At 61.8% G+C, this 18078-nt stretch carries 15 protein-coding genes; 14 read left to right on the forward strand and 1 reads right to left on the reverse strand.

Annotation, left to right across the window (positions count from 1 at the left end; genetic code table 11):
* Positions 1 to 191: 191 nt before the first annotated feature.
* From AB9L16_RS10830 to AB9L16_RS10885, 12 genes are all read left to right on the forward strand, one after another.
* Positions 192 to 944, forward strand: a complete 753-nt coding sequence (locus tag AB9L16_RS10830; RefSeq protein ID WP_252885886.1) for a GntR family transcriptional regulator — start codon at positions 192 to 194, stop codon at positions 942 to 944.
* Positions 941 to 2671, forward strand: coding sequence for a fumarate reductase/succinate dehydrogenase flavoprotein subunit (locus AB9L16_RS10835; RefSeq protein ID WP_310219628.1), 1731 nt, complete (start codon positions 941 to 943; stop codon positions 2669 to 2671). The genes AB9L16_RS10830 and AB9L16_RS10835 overlap by 4 nt, the downstream gene beginning before the upstream one ends.
* Before the next feature lie 27 nt (positions 2672 to 2698).
* Positions 2699 to 2944 (forward strand): ferredoxin family protein, encoded by a 246-nt coding sequence (locus tag AB9L16_RS10840; protein WP_003225615.1) that lies wholly within the window; start codon positions 2699 to 2701, stop codon positions 2942 to 2944.
* 211 nt (positions 2945 to 3155) lie between these two features.
* A complete protein-coding gene (locus AB9L16_RS10845) occupies positions 3156 to 4580 on the forward strand; it encodes an ABC transporter substrate-binding protein (RefSeq protein WP_375123534.1) in 1425 nt (474 codons plus the stop codon).
* A 444-nt stretch (positions 4581 to 5024) separates the two neighbouring features.
* The gene (locus tag AB9L16_RS10850) at positions 5025 to 5804 is read left to right on the forward strand and encodes an ABC transporter permease (RefSeq protein WP_375123535.1); all 780 of its coding nucleotides are present in this window, start codon (positions 5025 to 5027) and stop codon (positions 5802 to 5804) included.
* Complete coding sequence (locus tag AB9L16_RS10855) at positions 5804 to 6652, forward strand: ABC transporter ATP-binding protein (protein ID WP_375123536.1); 849 nt, start codon at positions 5804 to 5806, stop codon at positions 6650 to 6652. Before AB9L16_RS10850 ends, AB9L16_RS10855 begins: the two co-directional genes overlap by 1 nt.
* Positions 6649 to 7611, forward strand: coding sequence for a HEAT repeat domain-containing protein (locus tag AB9L16_RS10860; protein ID WP_323620700.1), 963 nt, complete (start codon positions 6649 to 6651; stop codon positions 7609 to 7611). The genes AB9L16_RS10855 and AB9L16_RS10860 overlap by 4 nt, the downstream gene beginning before the upstream one ends.
* Positions 7608 to 7886, forward strand: a complete 279-nt coding sequence (locus tag AB9L16_RS10865) for a DUF971 domain-containing protein (RefSeq protein WP_095179719.1) — start codon at positions 7608 to 7610, stop codon at positions 7884 to 7886. Before AB9L16_RS10860 ends, AB9L16_RS10865 begins: the two co-directional genes overlap by 4 nt.
* Positions 7887 to 8079: 193 nt before the next feature.
* On the forward strand, positions 8080 to 8697 hold the full coding sequence (gene lexA / locus AB9L16_RS10870; RefSeq protein ID WP_041478675.1) for a transcriptional repressor LexA: 618 nt from the start codon (positions 8080 to 8082) through the stop codon (positions 8695 to 8697).
* Positions 8697 to 9314: a translesion DNA synthesis-associated protein ImuA gene (gene imuA / locus AB9L16_RS10875; protein ID WP_041478676.1), complete on the forward strand. Its 618-nt coding sequence runs from the start codon at positions 8697 to 8699 to the stop codon at positions 9312 to 9314. The genes lexA and imuA overlap by 1 nt, the downstream gene beginning before the upstream one ends.
* 5 nt (positions 9315 to 9319) lie before the next feature.
* On the forward strand, positions 9320 to 10735 hold the full coding sequence (locus AB9L16_RS10880; RefSeq protein ID WP_095179720.1) for a DNA polymerase Y family protein: 1416 nt from the start codon (positions 9320 to 9322) through the stop codon (positions 10733 to 10735).
* Positions 10732 to 13809, forward strand: a complete 3078-nt coding sequence (locus AB9L16_RS10885) for an error-prone DNA polymerase (protein WP_375123537.1) — start codon at positions 10732 to 10734, stop codon at positions 13807 to 13809. Before AB9L16_RS10880 ends, AB9L16_RS10885 begins: the two co-directional genes overlap by 4 nt.
* A 138-nt stretch (positions 13810 to 13947) precedes the next feature.
* Here AB9L16_RS10885 and AB9L16_RS10890 read toward each other — a convergent pair whose 3' ends face one another.
* Positions 13948 to 14427 (reverse strand): hypothetical protein, encoded by a 480-nt coding sequence (locus tag AB9L16_RS10890; protein WP_041478679.1) that lies wholly within the window; start codon positions 14425 to 14427, stop codon positions 13948 to 13950.
* Positions 14428 to 15134: 707 nt separating this feature from the next.
* Between AB9L16_RS10890 and AB9L16_RS10895 the strand changes: the two genes are divergently transcribed.
* A complete protein-coding gene (locus tag AB9L16_RS10895) occupies positions 15135 to 15824 on the forward strand; it encodes a GntR family transcriptional regulator (RefSeq protein WP_076563214.1) in 690 nt (229 codons plus the stop codon).
* A gap of 135 nt (positions 15825 to 15959) precedes the next feature.
* Positions 15960 to 18071 (forward strand): ATP-binding protein, encoded by a 2112-nt coding sequence (locus AB9L16_RS10900; protein ID WP_375123538.1) that lies wholly within the window; start codon positions 15960 to 15962, stop codon positions 18069 to 18071.
* Positions 18072 to 18078: the final 7 nt, after the last annotated feature.

An 18078-nucleotide genomic window follows, 5' to 3' on the forward strand; every position in this document is an offset into this window, starting at 1 on the left:
GAGCCTGCTCGCGAAAGCATTCTGTCAGTCAGTATCTTGGGTGACTGACACACCGCTTTCGCGAGCAGGCTCGCTCCCACAGGTTTTGCCGGCGCAACACGCATCTAAGGTTATGCCCAAACAGTATTTCTCAACCTCGTCATAACGTCTCTAAGATCACGTCATAACTCGTTATAACAAGTGATCCGACGATGACCGATAACGTTCTCTCCCTCAGTAGCGTTCCGCTGCACACCCAACTGCGCGACGTCCTGCGTGCGCGGATTCTCGACGGTGAATACCCGCAAGACAGTCAAATGCCTTCCGAAAGCGAGCTGGGTGCGCTGTTCAAAGTCAGCCGCATCACCGTGCGCCAGGCCTTGGGCGATCTGCAGAAAGAAGGGCTGATCTTCAAAATCCATGGCAAGGGCACCTTCGTCGCCAAGCCGAAAACCTTTCAGAACGTCAGCAGCCTGCAAGGCCTCGCCGAGTCGATGACCGGGCGCGGTTATGAAGTGATCAACCGCCTGCGCAGTTTCAAATTCATTCCGGCCGACAAGCGTGTGGCCGAGCGGCTGCAGCTCGCCGAGGGTGAAATCGTCGCGCAGATCAAACGCGTGCGCCTGATCAACCGGGAGCCGATCTCGTTGGAAATCACCTACCTGCCCAAAGCCGTCGGCGAGCGGCTGGAGAAGGCCGATCTGGTCACCCGCGACATCTTTCTGATTCTGGAAAACGACTGCGGCATCGCCCTCGGCCACGCCGATCTGGCCATCGATGCGGTGCTGGCCGACAGCGACCTGACCCAGGCACTCAGCGTCGAAGCGGGCTCGCCGATCATGCGCATCGAGCGCCTGACCCACGATGCCCACGGCCAGCCGCTGGACTTCGAACACCTTTATTACCGTGGCGATGCGTTCCAGTACCGCCTGCGGATCGACCGGCAAAAAGGGGAGCAGGCATGACCCGCAACGTTCTAGAACAGGAATACGACATCGTCGTGATTGGCGGCGGCACGGCCGGGCCGATGGCGGCGATCAAGGCCAAAGAGAAGAACCGCGATTTGCGCGTTTTGCTGGTCGACAAGGCCAACGTCAAGCGCAGCGGCGCGATCAGCATGGGCATGGACGGCCTGAACAACGCGATCATTCCCGGCCACTCGACACCGGAGCAGTACACCAAGGAAATCACCATCGCCAATGACGGCATCGTCAATCAGGCGGCGGTCTACGCCTATGCGACGCACAGTTTTGAAACCATCGAACAACTCGACCGCTGGGGCGTGAAGTTCGAGAAGGACGAGACCGGTGACTACGCGGTAAAAAAGGTCCACCACATGGGCGCCTATGTGCTGCCGATGCCGGAAGGGCACGACATCAAGAAAGTCCTGTATCGGCAGTTGAAACGTGCGCGGGTGAGCATCACCAATCGCCTGGTCTGCACGCGTTTGTTGACCGACGAGGAGGGCGCGGTCAACGGAGTGATGGGCTTCGATTGCCGCACCGCCGACTTCCATGTGATCAAGGCCAAAGCAGTGGTTCTCGCCTGCGGCGCGGCCGGGCGCCTCGGCCTGCCGTCGTCGGGCTACCTGATGGGCACCTACGAAAACCCGACCAATGCGGGCGACGGCTACGCGATGGCCTATCACGCCGGCGCCGAACTGGCCAATCTCGAGTGCTTTCAGATCAACCCGTTGATCAAGGACTACAACGGCCCGGCCTGCGCCTACGTCACCGGCCCGCTGGGTGGCTACACCGCCAACAACAAGGGCGAACGCTTCATCGAGTGTGACTACTGGAGCGGGCAGATGATGTGGGAATTCCATCAGGAACTGGAGAGCGGCAACGGTCCGGTGTTCCTCAAACTCGATCACCTGGCCGAAGAAACCATCCAGAACATCGAGGAAATCCTGCACAGCAATGAGCGCCCGAGCCGTGGCCAGTTCCACGCCAACCGTGGCACCGACTACCGCACGCAGATGGTTGAAATGCACATTTCGGAAATCGGCTTTTGTAGCGGCCACTCGGCGTCCGGTGTGTGGGTCAATGAGCGTGCCGAGACTTCAGTGAAAGGCTTGTATTCGGCCGGCGACATGGCTGCGGTGCCGCACAATTACATGCTTGGCGCGTTCACTTACGGCTGGTTCGCCGGGCACAACGCGGCGGAGTTCGTCGCCGGCCGCGAGTTTTCCGCACTGGACAGCGAGCAGATCGCCAAGGAAAAAGCCCGGGTCTACGCGCCGCTCGACCGCGAACACGGCCTGCCACCGGCGCAGGTGGAATACAAGCTGCGCCGCTTCGTCAACGACTACCTGCAACCGCCGAAAGTGACCAAGAAGATGCAGATCGGCCTGCAGCGTTTCAGCGACATCGAGCACGATCTCGAGCAGATGAAAGCCAACAACGCTCACGAACTGATGCGAGCGATGGAAACCAGCGTGATCCGCGATTGCGCCGAAATGGCCGCCCGCGCTTCGTTGTTCCGCGCCGAAAGCCGCTGGGGCCTGTACCACTATCGCGTCGATCATCCGCAACGCAACGACGCCGAGTGGTTCTGCCATTGCCATCTGAAGAAGGGCGAGGACGGGCGCATGACCAGTTTCAAGAAAGCCGTCGAGCCTTACATCATCCCGCTCGATGCCGAAGAAATGCAGGCCTATGACCGCCTGCGGGTCGGCGCCTTCGCCGCTTGATGCATCACTAGAAAGAGAGTCCGAACCATGGCTTATCAAGCTCAGGAAATCTTCTTCCGCTCCAACGCCCCGGTCACCGTGGACGAGGACAAATGCATCGCCGAAAAGGGCTGCACCGTGTGCGTCGACGTCTGCCCGATGGACCTGCTGGCGATCAACCCGGCCACGCAAAAGGCCTACATGGCGTTCGATGAATGCTGGTACTGCATGCCGTGCGAGAAGGATTGCCCGACGGGGGCCGTCAAAGTCGACATCCCCTATTTATTGCGTTGACCCCAAATCCACTGTGGGAGCGAGCCTGCTCGCGAAAGCAATCGTTCATTCAACAATGATGGTGCTGACCCGCCGCCTTCGCGAGCAGGCTCGCTCCCACATTGCAAGTGTGATTATCCAATAGCCATCCGGTGAACCCCGGACGCTGAAGTGCAAAACACCCCTCGTTTCCCACCGCGCCCCGATCGCGGCGGAGACGAACTTCAAACAAATGATTCGAGGGGAAACACTCATGTTGCGTGCAGCACTTGCCGGTCTGGTACTGGCTTCATTCACCTTGTCGGCCTCGGCCGAAACCATCCGCATCGCCATCGGCACTCAGGACACCACCATCAACTGCGCCGCCGGTGGCCTGTTGATCCGTGAACTCGGTCTGCTGGAAAAATACCTGCCCCACGATGGCGCCTACAAAGACGCGAAGTACGACGTGCAGTGGAAGAATTTCACCAGTGGCGCGCCGCTGACCAACGAGATGGTCGCCGGCAAACTCGACTTTGGCGCCATGGCCGATTTCCCCGGTGCGTTCAATGGTGTGGCGTTCGAAACGGCGGGCAAGCACAGCCTGTTCATCAGCGTGCTGTCGGGCAGTATCAAGGGCAGCGGCAATGGCATCGTCGTGCCCAGCGCTTCTTCGGTGCAGAGCCTCAGCGAACTCAAGGGCAAGACCATTTCGGTGCCGTTCGCCTCGACGGCTCACGGCATGTTGCTGCGTGCCGTGGCAGAGCAGGGCTGGGACCCCCTCAAGGATGTCAACATCATCGCCCAGCCACCGGAAGTCGCCGGCTCGGCATTGCAGGCCGGGAAGATCGAAGCCCACGCCGATTTCGTGCCGTTCGCCGAGCTGTTCCCGAGCCGTGGTTTCGCCCGCAAGATCTATGACGGCGCCCAGGCCAACGCGCCGACTTTCCATGGCGCACTGGTGGATCAGGCCTACGCCAGGAAGTACCCGGAAATCGTCGTCGCCTATTTGCGCGCGAGCATCGAAGCCAACCAACTGCTCGCCGCCGAACCCGAGAAGTACAGCGAACTGATCGCCAAAGTCACCGGCGTCGATGCCGAGGTCAACTACCTGTTTCACGGCCCGCTCGGCGTACAGACCCGCGACCTGAGCTGGAAACCTGAATACCGCCAGGCTGTCGGTACCGCCATCGATACCTTGAAGCTGCTGAAGAAAGCCGATCGCGGGCTCGACCTGAACAGCTTCATCGACGACCAGTACATCCGCGCCGCCTTCAAGGCTGCGAACCTCGATTACACCGCGCAACTGGCCAACTACGCGCAGACGCCATTGCCGGGTGTGGATGCGGCGACGGGCAAAGCCATCACCGACGTCAGCCATGTCGCGGAAATCTGGGTGCGCGGTGAGGAAAAAGTCCGCCGTTACGGCTCGGCTGAAGCGGCGTTCACCGCGCTGGCGGGGTTGAAGCAGGAGGGCAAGAACATTCGTGCGGTGTATGCGCAGGCCAGTGACAGCGGGATCAAGTTGCTCGCCGAACAAGCGTGGTTTGCCAGCGATGCCAAGGGTCGCCTCAGCGCATTTCTGCTCAAGGGCCAGGCCCAGCAATACGCTGCGGCGCAGGGTGGCAAGGTGTTCGACTTCAGCGATGCGACTGCGCAGGTTGTTGCTGCGCGCTGAAGATCAAAAGCCCCTCACCCTAACCCTCTCCCAAAGGGAGAGGGGACTGACCGAGTTGTTGGTGAGAGATACGCCGACATGAAGTACCGAGTCGAACTGAGGTCTGCAAGCGCTGAGATCAAAAGCCCCTCACCCTAACCCTCTCCCGGAGGGAGAGGGGACTGACCGAGTTGTTGGTGAGAGATACGCCGACGTGAAGTACCGAGTCGAACTCAGGTCTGCAAGCGCTGAAGATCAAAAGCCCCTCACCCTAACCCTCTCCCGGAGGGAGAGGGGACTGACCGAGTTGTTGGTGAGATACGCCGACGTTTAGTACCGAGTCGAACTCAGGTCGTGAAAAGCACGCAAATCGGCTCCCTTTCCCCCTCGCCCCCCTGGGGGAGAGGGCTGGGGTGAGGGGGTAAATCTCAGCCATCACACAGAACCCGAACTGGAAACCGGACTATGAAAACACCGTTGCGCTGGACATCAAGAGCCGCCTCACTGCTGCTCTGCCTGCTCTTCTGGCAACTCGCCGCCAGCCACCACTGGAACCTCGGCCTGGTGACCTTTGCCAACGTGCCGACGCCACTGGCGGTGATCGAAGCCGCGCTGGGCCTGGGCGACTCCGGCAAACTCTGGCAGCACCTGAGCAGCAGCCTCGGCCGGGTCTTCGCCGGTTACGTGGCGGCGTTGATCCTCGGCATCGCCCTGGGCCTGGCCATCGGCCGTTCGAAATGGGCTGAAGACATTCTGCTGCCACCACTGGAGGTCCTGCGCCCGATCCCCGCCGTGGCGTGGATTCCGCTGGCGATCCTGATGTTTCCGTCCTCGGAGTTGTCGATGGTTTTCATCACCTTCACTGGCGCGCTGTTCCCGATCCTGCTCAACACCGTGCACGGCGTTGAAGCTGTAGACCCGCGCCTGATCGCTTCGGCAAAGAGCCTCGGGGCAGGGCGTCGGGCGATTCTGCTGGAAGTAATCCTGCCGGGCGCTGCGCCGAGCATCATCACTGGCCTGGCGATCGGCATGGGCACGTCGTGGTTCTGTCTGGTGACGGCGGAAATGATCTCCGGGCAGTTCGGCATCGGTTACTACACCTGGGAGTCCTACACCATTCAGAACTACGCCGACATTGTCGTCGGCATGCTCCTGATCGGCGTGTTGGGCATGGGCAGCAGTTGGCTGATCAAACGCCTGGGCGGCTTGTTCACGCCTTGGCATCGACCGCGAGGCAAAGCCTGATGAGCGTGATGCAAACCCCGGCAGGGCGGATCGACATTCGCCAGTTGTCCATCGTCCTCGGCCAGGGCCGCGAAGCCTTCGAAGCGGTGCAGGGCCTCGATTGCCAGATCGAATCCGGCCAGTTCGTGTGCATTCTCGGCCCCTCCGGTTGCGGCAAGTCGACCTTGCTCGGCGCCCTGGCCGGACACTTGAATGCCAGTACCGGCAGCTTGAAAGTCGACGGCAGCGCGGTGACCGGCCCGTCGCCGCAGCGCGGCATGGTGTTTCAGCACCACACGCTGTTCCCGTGGCGCACGGTGCGCGACAACGTCGCCTTCGGCTTGAAAATGCGCGGGGTCGGCAAGGCTGAGCGCCATCGAGCCGCTGACGACATCCTCAAACTGGTCGGCCTCGAAGGCTTCGCCGAGCGCTGGCCCGATCAGCTCTCTGGGGGCATGCAGCAACGGGTAGAAATCGCCCGGGTGCTGGTCAATCGCCCGCGACTGTTGCTGATGGACGAACCGTTCGGCGCGCTGGATGCGCTGACCCGTCTGAGCATGCAGGAACTGCTGCTGGACATCTGGACGCGCATCCGCACCACGGTGGTTTTCGTCACTCACGACATCGACGAGGCGTTGTTTCTCGCCGACCGCTTGCTGGTAATGAGCGCGCGACCGGGGCGAATCATCGAAGACTTGCCTCTGGACTTTCCGCGTCCGCGCACCAGCGAACTGGTCACCAGCCCGGAATTCGCTCGCCTCAAGCGCCACTGCCTCGACCTGCTGCGCCACGACAACGACCGACCGCTGCCGCGCCTCAATCCGCTCGGCCTGCCTCCTGAAAACCCTTTGCCGCGATTTGCCTTATGACCTCTATTTTTGCTGTGACCGACAACGAAGACATCCTCGCCCTGCATCCGCGCCTGACGGCTGAAGACGCCGGCGTGCGGCGCATTGCCCTGATCGATCTGGCCGATCTCGAAGAACCGGATGGCTTGCTCTGGCTGGTTGATCGACTTCGTCAGGATCCTGCCAAGGATGTTCGCGCTGAAGCTGCGCGATTGCTTGAAGCGTGGGAGGACGATGCGGTCGTGCAAGCCTTGTGCGAAGCGCTGACGGATACGTCGCCCGCTGTGCAATCGGCAGCGGCGCAAAGCCTGAGCCTGCTCAAGACTGCAGCGGCGGGGCGCGTGATTCTGCCGTGGACCGAACATGCCGATGTCAGTGTGCGCATAGCCGCATTTCGGGCGTTGCGAGAATTGCGCTTTGCCGAGGCCGCGCCGGCTGCTGTCGCGGCATTGGAAGATGCCGATGCTCATGTTCGGCGCGAAGCGGTTGGCGTGCTCGGCTGGCTCAAACAGCTCGACGCGCTGCCAGCCCTGGCGCAACTGGCCAGCGACGACCCGGACACCGAAGTGCGCCGCGCCGCGACAGGTGCGCTGGGTCTGGCCAGTGGCGCCGAAGTATTGCCGGCGTTGCGCCAGGCTTTGCACGACCCCGCCTGGCAAGTGCGCGAAGAAGCCGCGACGACACTGGGCAAGGTTGGCCACAGCGACGCCGGCCCGACCTTGGTCGAAGCGCTGAGCGATGATTACTGGCAAGTGCGCCTGCGCGCCGCTCGCAGCCTTGGCCGCTTGCGTTTCGTCCCGGCGCTGGACGCGCTGATCGACACTCTCGGCCACCGCATCAGCAACCTGCGCAAGGAGGCCGCGCTGGCGCTTGGAGAGTTGAACGATCGCGGCGCCGTGGCCGCGTTGCAGGCAGCGCAGGACGACGGCGACCCGGAAGTGCGCAAAGCCGTGCGCATCGCGTTGAGTCAGCTGCAATGAATCCGCTGTCGGTGGGCAACTCGCAGAGTGAGCGCACGTTACACCTGAGCTGGCCGGACGGGCGCGAATCGCTGCTCAAGCATGCCGATCTGCGCCGGCAATGCCCTTGCTCGCAATGCCGCGCATTTCGCCTGCGCGGTGTCACGCCGCTGGTTGATGATCGCGTGCGCCTGATCGAACTCAACCCGCAGGGTTATGGTGTGCAACTGGTGTTCAGCGACGGGCATCAACGCGGGATTTATCCGTGGGAGTACCTGGCGCAACTGGCTTCCTGACCTTATCCGATGATCGTTCCCATGCTCCGCGTGGGAATGCAGCCCGTGACGCTCCGCGTCACTGGACGCGGAGCGTCCCTTGAGGCATTCCCACGCAGAGCGTGGGAACGATCAGATCGCAGCCTTCGGCAGCTCCCTGCGTCGGCATGCGCCGACTGGCGGTTCTTGTCAGGCATTTCCCACAGGAGTACAAATGTACTCCATGACCAATCTGACTCCCCGCCGTACCGCCATTCTGACCTTTATCCGCGATCGCATCGCCGAGCACGGTCAGCCCCCAAGCCTCGCTGAAATCAGCGAGGCTTTTGGTTTTGCCTCGCGCAGCGTGGCGCGCAAGCATGTGCTGGCGCTCACGGAAGCCGGTTTCATCGAGGTCAACCCGCATCAGGCCAGGGGCATTCGTTTGCTCGGCCAGCCATCGCGTCCGGAGCTGCTGGAGATCCCCGTACTCGGTCGTGTGGCCGCCGGCGCGCCGATTGGCGCCGATGCCGATATCCATAACCGTTTGCTGCTCGACCCGGCGCTGTTCTCCCGCACCCCGGATTACATGCTGCGGGTGCAGGGCGACTCGATGATCGAGGACGGCATCCTCGACGGCGATCTGGTCGGTGTACGGCGCAATCCCGAGGCGCTGAACGGCCAGATCGTCGTTGCGCGTCTGGACGGTGAAGTCACCATCAAACGCTTCGAACGGGTCGGGGATGAAGTGCGCCTGCTGCCGCGCAACCCGGCGTACAAGCCGATTGTCGTGCGTGATGATCAGGATCTGGCCATTGAAGGCGTGTTCTGTGGTCTGGTGAGGCAAGGCTGATGGGCGCCGTCGTTGCGTTGGATACGCTGTTCAATGGCGGCCAGGTCTGGCGCGGCAGGCCTGCGCCACCGGCGGCGAGTCCGCAGCCGACCGGGCATGCGGGACTGGACGCAGCTCTGCCCAGCGGCGGCTGGCCGGAAGCGGCGCTGAGCGAAATCCTTCTCGCCGGCCCTGGTGTCGGCGAGCTGCAACTGGTCTGGCCAACCCTGGCGCGATTGTCCGCGGCCGGTGAGCGCATCGTGCTGGTGGCGCCGCCGTTCGTGCCGTACCCGCAGGCCTGGGCCAATGCCGGGGTCGATTTGCGCCAGTTGTCGGTGATTCAGGCCAGCGAACGCGATGCCTTGTGGGCGGCGGAGCAGTGTCTGCGCTCGGGCAGTTGCGGCGCGGTGCTGTGCTGGCCGAACAAGGCCGATGACCGAGCCTTGCGGCGTTTGCAGGTAGCGGCGGAAACCGGCCAGACCCTGGCCTTTGCCTGGCGCCCGTTGAGCGAGGCGGTCAACCCGTCACCGGCAGCGTTGCGCATAGCCATCGATGCCAAACCGGCGCAACTCCGCGTACTCAAATGCCGTGGCGGGCTGGCGCGTGCGGCGCCGATTGCCTTTGCCGTGGGGCACTGATCGTCATGCGCTGGGTATGTATTCTCTTTCCGCAACTGGCCCTCGACGCTGTGCTGCGTCAGCGGCCCGACCCTGAAGAGCCGCTGGTGCTGCTCAGCGGTCCGGCCCAACGCCGAGTGCTGCAAGCGGTAAATCCGGCGGCGCGCAAACTCGGCCTGCGCCCCGGCATGTCGATGACCGCCGCGCAAGCCATGAGCAAAGGCTTTGCCACCGCCGATTACGAGGTGGCCGAGGTCGAGCACTGGCAGCAGTTTCTCGCCGCGTGGGCCTATCGCTTCAGCGCGCAGGTCAGCGTGCATTACCCGCGTACCGTGGTGTTCGAGATCGAATCGAGCCTCGGACTGTTCGGTACCTGGCCGCAATTTGAAGCTCGCCTGCGCCAGGAATTGAAAGATCTGGGCTTTCGCCATCGCATCGTCGCCGCGCCGAACCCGGTGGCGGCACGAGTGCTGGCCAATGCCTACGATGGCCTGGTGGTGCCGGACAGCGAAGCCTTGCAGCATCATCTCGGGCAATTGCCGGTTGATCGTGTGGGGCTGGAGCCGAATGTCGCCACGGCGTTGTCGCGCATGGGCCTGCGCAATCTCAGTCAGGTGCAAAGCCTGCCACGCCAGGCACTGGCCCGGCGTTTCGAAGCGCAGATGCTCAAGCACCTCGACACGCTGTTCGGCGCACGCCCGCTGGCGCTGGCGTTCTATCTGCCGCCAGACCGTTTCGATATCCGCATCGAACTGAATTTCGACGTGCAATCCCATCAGGCATTGCTGTTCCCGTTACGGCGCTTGACCGGCGACCTGTCGGCGTTCCTCTGTGGGCGCGACAGTGGCGTGCAGCGTTTTGATCTGCATCTGGAACACGCAGGGCTGCCGGACACGGTGATCAAGGTCGGCCTGCTCAGTGCCGAGCGTGACGCGGCGATGCTGTTTGAACTGGCCCGTGGCCGGCTGGAGCAAGTCCAGGTCGAGGCGCCGGTGCGTGGTTTTCGCTTGCGCGCCGAAGACCTGCCGAGTTTCGTTCCGCAGTATCAGGAACTGTTCGACGACCGCCCGCAGCAGACCTTGCCCTGGGAGCAATTGCGCGAACGTCTGCGCGCACGGCTGGGTGATGACGCGGTGCAGGGCTTGCGCTTTCAGGCCGATCATCGCCCCGAGTGCGCGTGGCAGAATGGCGTCGACAAACAGCCTTGCACAGGTTTGCCCAGCGTGCAGCGCCCGGGCTGGCTGCTCAACGAACCGCAGAGCGTGCCGGAAGGTTCGGCGCGGATTCTCATGGGGCCGGAGCGCATCGAATCCGGTTGGTGGGACGGTGGCGACGTGCGGCGTGATTACTACCTGATCCAGAACCGCGCCGGTCAGCAGGGCTGGGCCTGGCGCGCTGTGGGTGAGGGCGGCCCGCTGTGGCTGCAAGGCTGGTTCGCATGAGTGCCGATTACGCCGAACTGCATTGCCTGTCGAATTTCAGTTTCCAGCGCGGTGCCTCCAGCGCGCTGGAGCTGTTTCAGCGGGCGAAAAAGCACGGCTATCATGCGCTGGCGATCACCGACGAGTGCACCCTCGCCGGGATCGTTCGTGCATGGCAAGCGGCGAAGTCCGTGGAGTTGCCGCTGATCATCGGCAGCGAGGTGCGCATCGACAACGGCCCGAAACTGGTACTGCTGGTGGAAAACCTTGCTGGTTATCAGGCCCTGTGCGGCTTGATCACCCAGGCCCGGCGGCGTACGCAGAAAGGGCAGTATCAGGTGCTGCGCGAAGACTTCGCCGAAGCGCTGCCGGGTTTGCTGGTGTTGTGGGTGCCGGATTCAGTGGATGACCGGGAAGAAGGGCGCTGGCTGAAACAAACCTTCGGCGACCGCCTGTGGCTCACGGTGCAACTGCATCGCGGGCAGAACGATCAGCAGCGGCTCGCGGCATTGTTGGCTCTGGCGGCTGAGCTGCAGACTCCAGCCGTGGCCAGCGGCGATGTGCACATGCATGCCCGGGGGCGCCGTGCCTTGCAGGACACCATGACCGCGATCCGTCATCACGTCCCCGTGGCCGAAGCGGGTCTGCGCCTGCATCCCAATGGCGAGCGGCATTTGCGTTGCCTTGATGTGCTGCGCGAATTGTATCCGCCGGCCTTGCTCGAGGAATCGGTCAACCTGGCCCAGCGCTGCACCTTCGATCTGAGCGAGCTGCGCTATCAATATCCGAAAGAGCTGGTGCCCAAGGGCCACAATGCCAGTTCCTGGTTGCGTCATCTGACCGAGGAGGGCATTGCCTGGCGCTGGCCGAAAGGGCCTCAGGCCAAGGTGCTCAAGCAGATCGATGACGAGCTGCAATTGATCGCTGAACTCGGCTACGAAAGCTACTTCCTCACCGTGCACGACGTGGTGCGCTTTGCCCGCACGCAGAACATCCTCTGTCAGGGCCGTGGTTCGGCCGCCAACTCGGCGGTGTGTTTTGCCCTGGGCATCACCGAGATCGATCCGGATCGTACTACGCTGCTGTTCGAACGCTTCATGTCCAAAGAGCGCAACGAGCCGCCGGACATCGATGTCGATTTCGAGCACGAGCGCCGCGAGGAAGTCCTGCAATACGTGTTCAACCGTTATGGCCGGCGACGTGCGGCGCTGACCGCGGTGGTCAGCACCTATCACGCCACCGGTGCCGTGAGCGATGTGGCCAAGGCCCTCGGCCTGCCACCGGATCAGATCAACGCGCTGGCCGATTGCTGCGGGCGCTGGAGCGATGAAACGCCGCCGCTGGAACGTTTGCGTGAAGGTGGCTTCGACCCGGACAGTCCGGTGCTGCGCCGGGTGCTGAGCCTGACCGGGCAACTGATCGGCTTCCCCCGGCACCTGTCGCAGCATCCCGGTGGTTTCGTGATTTCCGAGCAGCCGCTGGACACCTTGGTGCCGGTCGAAAACGCGGCAATGGCCGACCGCACCATCATTCAATGGGACAAGGACGACCTCGATGCGGTCGGCCTGCTCAAGGTGGATATTCTCGCCTTGGGTATGCTCAGTGCGATTCGCCGCTGCTTCGACCTGCTGCGCCGGCATCGTGATCTGAACCTGACGCTCGCGACGATCCCCGCCGAAGACAAACCGACCTACGCAATGATCAGCCGCGCCGATACCGTCGGTGTGTTTCAGATCGAGTCGCGGGCGCAGATGTCGATGCTGCCGCGCCTGAAACCGCAGACGTTCTACGATCTGGTGATTGAAGTGGCGATCGTCCGCCCGGGGCCGATTCAGGGCGGCATGGTTCATCCCTACCTGCGCCGACGTAACAAGGAAGAGGCGGAAACCTATCCGTCGCCAGCGCTCGAAGTCGTACTCAAAAGAACCCTGGGCGTGCCGCTGTTTCAGGAACAGGTCATGCAGATCGCCATCGTCGCTGCCGACTACAGCCCCGGCGAGGCCGATCAGTTGCGCCGTTCGATGGCGGCGTGGAAGCGCCATGGCGGACTGGAGCCGCACAAGGAGCGCCTCGCCGCCGGCATGAAAAAGAACGGCTACACACCGGAATTCGCTGCGCAGATCTTCGAGCAGATAAAAGGCTTCGGCAGTTATGGCTTCCCCGAATCCCACGCCGCCAGTTTCGCCTTGCTGACCTACGCCAGTTGCTGGCTGAAATGCCACGAGCCGGCGGCGTTCGCCTGTGCATTGATCAACAGTTGGCCGATGGGCTTTTACAGTCCGGATCAGATTCTGCAGGACGCGCGGCGGCACCAATTGCAGATCCGTCCGGTGGACGTGCGCGCCAGTGACTGGGATTGCAGCCTCGAGCCGCTGAGTGCCGGGCAACCGGCGATTCGCATGGGCCTGCGCATGATCAAGGGATTTCGCGAAGAGGACGCACGGCGCATCGAAGCCGCGCGCCGACACGGGGCGTTTGCCGATGTCGCTGACCTGGGTGAGCGCGCCGCCCTCGACAGTCGTGCGCAGGCCTTGCTGGCAGACTCCGGCGCCTTGCGCGGTCTGGCCGGGCATCGTCATCGTGCGCGTTGGGAAGTGGCCGGGGTGCAGAAACAGCTCGGCCTGTTCGCCGGCCTGCCCAACGAGGAAGAAGTCAAAATCGTCTTGCCTAAACCCAGCGTTGGCGAAGACCTGCATGCTGATTACTCGACCGTGGGGACGACGCTGGGGCCGCATCCACTGGCGTTGTTGCGTGGCGAGTTGCAGGCCCGGCGTTGCCGCAGCTCGCGGGAATTGATGGATATCGAACATGGCCGGCCGGTCAGCGTGGCCGGTCTGGTCACCGGCCGACAGCGCCCCGGTACGGCCAGCGGCGTGACGTTCGTGACCCTGGAAGACGAGTTCGGCAACGTCAACGTGGTGGTCTGGCGTGACCTGGCCGAGCGGCAGCGCCAAGTGCTGGTGGGGTCGCAATTGCTCAAGGTCGACGGCCGCTGGGAACGCGAAGGCGATGTGCGCCACCTGATCGCCGGGCGCATGAGCGACCTGAGCCCGCTGCTCAACGGCATTCATGTGCAGAGCCGGGATTTCCACTGATCAAACACCCACGCTTGCGTCAGCGATCAATCCGTCAAGACGAGTGTCGAGCGACTCACTACAACCGGGCGCAATCTCGCATCTGCATCGGTTTGGGTGGCTCACCAACTTGAGCGCTTCCTAACGGATCATCAGCGGTCACAGGGTGAAATTGTCCCGCCCTTTGATAGAAAAGCTGCCCGACTTGATGATTGCACTGGCGGAACCGGGCCCATTGGATTCAAAGGAGAAGCTACCTTCATAGAGTTCCCGTTCGTGATCAAAGGACAGACTAACCGAGCCACTGTCCGCGTTGTACGTCTGAAATAAGGTTTCAGCGCCATCGGCCCGCATTTTCCACCATGTGGCAGAGTACTTCCCATCCTTGATGGCATGGGTGCCACTGTCCATGTCGGGATTGAACACCATCTCAATGCCTCTGATGACGGTGTTTCCTTGTTCATCTTCAATTGTCTGAACGGCGCTGAGGGTCAGGCGCAGTTTTTTATCGGTGGTGTAATAGTCATAAGCGAAGTTGAGTCCATCGGCAGTGAACGCCGGTTCACCTATTACATCAGTGGAAACCGTACCGGAGGAAGGATTGGTTCTGGTTTGTGGGAGAACGTGTTCCGTCAGCATGTGCAGCTCCTTGGCAACGGGTGCCGTTTATACGAATCGGTCCAGCAACATATCTCCAACCTATGCTGACAGTAGCCGGTCGTAAACTGTCAAACCTGACAGTTGACAACCCCTTGCTGATCGTTTGAGCAAAGTGTGGTTTAGCCGAATGACGAAGCAGGAAATAGATGTAGAGTCATCAGTGACTGACCCTTGCAGGAGCGAGCCTGCTCGCGAAAGCGGACTGTCAGGCAATGACGATGTCGAACGTGCCGCCGCCTTCGCGAGCAAGCTCGCTCCCACAGGGATTTTGGTTGCAATGAAGATGGTCGATCTGCCTCGTATCAGAGTGTGAGCGAGCCTGCTCGCGAAAGCGGACTGTCAGGCAATGACGATATTGACTGTGCCGCCGCCTTCGCGAGCAAGCTCACTCCCACAGGGAATTTGGTTGCGATGAAGATGGTGGATTTACCCCGTATCAGTGTGGGAGCGAGCCTGCTCGCGAAAGCGCAGTGTCAGGCAATGACAATGTCGAACGTGCCGCCGCCTTCGCGAGCAGGCTCGCTCCCACAGGTTTTGGCTATTTATCCAAAATCGAGATAAATCAAAAGGCTGCACCTTTGGGCCGAAGGCAGATATTCTGCGCTTCACACCGGTACGGGAACCCGATCAATCTCCATGGCCAGCCACTGCCAGGATGAATTGCCCGACGCCAAAGGAGTGTTCGAATGAGCGAAAAGAAACTGGAAACCACGGTCGATCGCGTCTACCAAGGGGTTTACGCGGCGATCAGCAAGCGTTCGTTGCGCCCAGGCATGAAGCTGGGTGAGGCCTCGCTGGCCGAGTTGTTCAATGTCAGCCGCACGTCGGTGCGTGCTGCGCTCAAGCAATTGGAAGCCGATGGTCTGGTCACCACTGAGCCCAACAAAGGTGCATCGGTGTCGCTGCCCAGTGACGCAGAGCTGCGTTCGCTGTTCGAAACCCGGCGGTTGATCGAAATCGGCATCGTCACCGAACTGTGCCGGCGCAAAGACACCGTTGCGATGCAGGATCTGCGTGAGCACTTGTTGCTGGAGGATGCCGCCCATGCGGCCGGCGACCATGAACGGCTGATCCATCTGCTCGGCGAATTCCACCTCAAACTGGCGCGCAGCCTGAACAATCCGGTGCTGCTTGACTGGTTCCAGAAGCTGATCTCGCGCGCTTCGCTGTATGCCGCCGCGCTCGATGACGACAGTCATCAAGCCTGCCGCGACGATGAACACCTGCGTTTGCTTGAGTACATCGAGGCCGGTAATCAGAGCGCCGCGATCGAGCTGACCTGCACGCACCTCAACGGAATCGAGAAGGCGATTCTCGACGTTGCTGCAAAAATGAAAACCGGCTATCACCCACTCAAACACTTGATTGGCGTCTGAATGGCTCTGTGTCGCAAATCGGCTATACCTCCAATGAAACCAATGCGTTTTCAGGGCCTCGAAACACACGGGCGTCGCGTCGTTGTAGCGTTGCGATAGATCGGAAAACCGCAAAAAAGGACACTGAGTCAGGCGATGCAGTTTTTATCCGAAAGCCACGGCTGTGAGGGCTGGAAAGGCGAAATGGCCGGACGCATCCGTGCGTTCGACTGGAGCCTCACCGAACTGGGTCCGCTCGCCGACTGGCCGGCCAGTCTGTGTAACACCGTGCAGCTGATGCTGGCTTCGCCGCTGCCGATGGTGATGCTCTGGGGCCATGCCGGCTACATGATCTACAACGACGCCTACTCCGAATTCGCCGGTGGCCGCCATCCCTATCTGCTTGGCGTGCCGGTAGAGCTTGGCTGGCCGGAAGTCGCCGAATTCAACCGCCACGTCGTTGACACTTGCCTGGCCGGCGGCACCTTGTCCTATCGCAACAAAGAGCTGGTATTGCTGCGCGACGGCGTGCCCGAAGACGTCTGGATGGACTTGTATTACAGCCCGGTGGCCAACGACGAAGGCGTGCCCGGCGGCGTCATGGCGATGGTGGTCGAAACCACCGAACTGGTGCATTCCGAGCGCCTGCGTCAGGCGGCCGAAGATGCCTATCGCGCCGACAACGAGCGCGTGCGTCTGGCGCTGAATGCCGGCGCACTGCTTGGCTCGTTTGTCTGGGACATCAAGAACAATCGCTTCTCTGCTGACGAACGTTTCGCCCGCACCTTTTCCTATCCGCCGGATCAGGACTTGAGCGATCTGCAACAAGAGATCGCTGAATCGCGCATTCATCCCGAAGATCATCGGTGGGTGCAGGAGCGAGTTGCCCATAGCGTGCGCACTGGCGAGCCGTACAACGCTGAATACCGCGTGCAGCGGGCCGACGGCCAGTACCTGTGGGTGTTGGCCAGTGGTGCCTGCGAGTTCGATGAGCAAGGCAAGCCGTTTCGCTTTCCCGGTGTGCTGATCGACATCCATGAGCGCAAAAACGCCGAAGAATCACTGCTCAAATTCACCCGCAATCTCGAACAGCGCGTGGCCACCGAAGTGAATGCGCGGCTCGCGGCCGAGGAACAACTTCGCCAATCGCAGAAGCTCGAATCCATCGGCGGCCTGACCGGTGGCGTTGCCCACGACTTCAACAATCTGCTGCAAGTCATCGCTGGCAACCTGCATCTGCTCGCCCGGCATGAGCCCAACAATGCCAACGTACAACGCCGGGTCGTGGCTTCGCTGGCGGCGGTCGAACGCGGTGCCAAACTGTCTTCGCAACTGCTGGCCTTTGCCCGGCGGCAACCGCTGTCACCGGCCGTGTGCAATCCAGAGCAAATTTTCGAAGGCGTGGGCGAATTACTCCAACGTGCATTGGGCGAAACCATTCAGATCGACGTGCAGTTGCCGCCGCAGCCCTGGCACATCAACGTCGACCGCAACCAACTGGAAAACGCGATTCTCAACCTGGCCATCAACGCCCGCGACGCGATGAAGGGCGAGGGCGTTATCGGCCTCAGTGCCGCCAATGTCTGTCTGGACAGCGAATACTGCGTCGGCAAGGGCATCGCGTCCGGTGAGTATGTGCGCGTGGCGATCACCGACACCGGCGTGGGCATTGCCCCACAAATGCTGGAACAGGTTTTCGAACCGTTCTTCACCACCAAGGCCGACGGGCAGGGCACTGGCCTCGGTCTGAGCATGGTCTTCGGCTTCGTCAAACAGAGTGGCGGCCACGTCGAGATCGACAGCAAGCTCGGCGAAGGCACGCGGGTGCAGCTGTATTTCCCGCGCAGTCTGCGTCCGGTTCGCGAAGAGACCGCCAGTGTCGGCGAACGCAAGAGCGGCGGCCACGAAACCATTCTGGTGGTGGAAGACAATGACGCGGTGCGCGCTTCGGCGGTCGAGTTGCTGCGCGAAGAAGGCTATCGGGTGATGACCGCCGGCAATGGCGACGTGGCCATGCAGATGCTGCTGGAAGGCATCGAGATCGATCTGATTTTCACCGACGTGGTCATGCCCGGCCTGATCAAGAGTTCCGATCTAGCTGCCTGGGCCAAGGTGCAGACGCCGCCAGTGCCGGTGCTGTTCACTTCCGGGCATACCCGCGACATCATTTCCCGCGACCACCAGCTCAGCCCCGATACGCATCTGCTCGGCAAACCCTACAGCCCGCAAGCCTTACTGCAGATGATTTGCGAGGTGCTCGGCACCTGATGCCGAG

The sequence above is a fragment of the Pseudomonas sp. LW8 genome (genome assembly GCF_041956865.1).
GTDB classification, from domain to species: Bacteria; Pseudomonadota; Gammaproteobacteria; order Pseudomonadales; family Pseudomonadaceae; genus Aquipseudomonas; species Aquipseudomonas siliginis.

What these genes read in the sequence shown, in the direction of transcription:
- AB9L16_RS10835 (WP_310219628.1), top strand. Translation starts at nt 941, where the DNA reads ATGACCCGCAACGTTCTAGAACAGGAATACGACATCGTCGTGATTGGC.
- AB9L16_RS10865 (WP_095179719.1), top strand. Translation starts at nt 7,608, where the DNA reads ATGAATCCGCTGTCGGTGGGCAACTCGCAGAGTGAGCGCACGTTACAC.
- AB9L16_RS10895 (WP_076563214.1), top strand. Translation starts at nt 15,135, where the DNA reads ATGAGCGAAAAGAAACTGGAAACCACGGTCGATCGCGTCTACCAAGGG.
- AB9L16_RS10845 (WP_375123534.1), top strand. Translation starts at nt 3,156, where the DNA reads ATGATTCGAGGGGAAACACTCATGTTGCGTGCAGCACTTGCCGGTCTG.
- lexA (WP_041478675.1), top strand. Translation starts at nt 8,080, where the DNA reads ATGTACTCCATGACCAATCTGACTCCCCGCCGTACCGCCATTCTGACC.
- AB9L16_RS10900 (WP_375123538.1), top strand. Translation starts at nt 15,960, where the DNA reads ATGCAGTTTTTATCCGAAAGCCACGGCTGTGAGGGCTGGAAAGGCGAA.
- AB9L16_RS10880 (WP_095179720.1), top strand. Translation starts at nt 9,320, where the DNA reads ATGCGCTGGGTATGTATTCTCTTTCCGCAACTGGCCCTCGACGCTGTG.
- AB9L16_RS10850 (WP_375123535.1), top strand. Translation starts at nt 5,025, where the DNA reads ATGAAAACACCGTTGCGCTGGACATCAAGAGCCGCCTCACTGCTGCTC.
- AB9L16_RS10840 (WP_003225615.1), top strand. Translation starts at nt 2,699, where the DNA reads ATGGCTTATCAAGCTCAGGAAATCTTCTTCCGCTCCAACGCCCCGGTC.
- AB9L16_RS10855 (WP_375123536.1), top strand. Translation starts at nt 5,804, where the DNA reads ATGAGCGTGATGCAAACCCCGGCAGGGCGGATCGACATTCGCCAGTTG.
- AB9L16_RS10885 (WP_375123537.1), top strand. Translation starts at nt 10,732, where the DNA reads ATGAGTGCCGATTACGCCGAACTGCATTGCCTGTCGAATTTCAGTTTC.
- AB9L16_RS10830 (WP_252885886.1), top strand. Translation starts at nt 192, where the DNA reads ATGACCGATAACGTTCTCTCCCTCAGTAGCGTTCCGCTGCACACCCAA.
- AB9L16_RS10860 (WP_323620700.1), top strand. Translation starts at nt 6,649, where the DNA reads ATGACCTCTATTTTTGCTGTGACCGACAACGAAGACATCCTCGCCCTG.
- imuA (WP_041478676.1), top strand. Translation starts at nt 8,697, where the DNA reads ATGGGCGCCGTCGTTGCGTTGGATACGCTGTTCAATGGCGGCCAGGTC.
- AB9L16_RS10890 (WP_041478679.1), bottom strand. Translation starts at nt 14,427, where the DNA reads ATGCTGACGGAACACGTTCTCCCACAAACCAGAACCAATCCTTCCTCC.